Source organism: Pseudaquabacterium inlustre, assembly GCF_038066595.1.
Classification (GTDB): Bacteria; Pseudomonadota; Gammaproteobacteria; order Burkholderiales; family Burkholderiaceae_C; genus Pseudaquabacterium; species Pseudaquabacterium inlustre.
Genome location: NZ_JBBUTH010000020.1, coordinates 1 through 596, shown reverse-complemented (window position 1 = coordinate 596; position 596 = coordinate 1). Strand labels below are relative to the sequence as shown.

Genomic DNA, 596 nt, shown 5'->3' with positions numbered 1-596 from the left:
CCGACGTTGTCGCCGGCCTGGCCCTGGTCCAGCAGCTTGCGGAACATTTCCACGCCGGTGCAGGTGGTCTTGGCCGTCGGGCGGATACCGACGATCTCGATTTCCTCGCCGACCTTGATGATGCCGCGCTCGACGCGACCGGTCACCACGGTGCCGCGGCCCGAGATCGAGAACACGTCTTCCACCGGCATCAGGAACGCGCCGTCCACGGCACGCTCAGGCGTCGGGATGTAGCTGTCCAGCGCCTCGGCCAGGCGGAAGATCGCCTGCTCGCCCAGATCGCCCGTGTCGCCTTCCATCGCCAGCTTGGCCGAACCCTTCACGATCGGGGTGTCGTCGCCGGGGAAGTCGTACTTGCTCAGCAGCTCGCGCACTTCCATTTCCACCAGCTCCAGGAGCTCGGCGTCGTCGACCATGTCGCACTTGTTCAGGAAGACGATGATGTAGGGCACGCCCACCTGGCGGGCCAGCAGGATGTGCTCACGGGTCTGGGGCATCGGGCCGTCAGCGGCCGAGCACACCAGGATCGCGCCGTCCATCTGGGCGGCACCCGTGATCATGTTCTTCACGTAGTCGGCGTGGCCCGGGCAGTCCAC

1 protein-coding gene is annotated in these 596 nt (G+C 66.6%); it reads right to left on the bottom strand.

Annotated elements, in window-relative coordinates; genetic code table 11:
- Positions 1-596: GTP-binding protein (locus AACH10_RS25330; RefSeq protein ID WP_341413344.1), on the bottom strand; the 596-nt coding region annotated here is incomplete at both ends.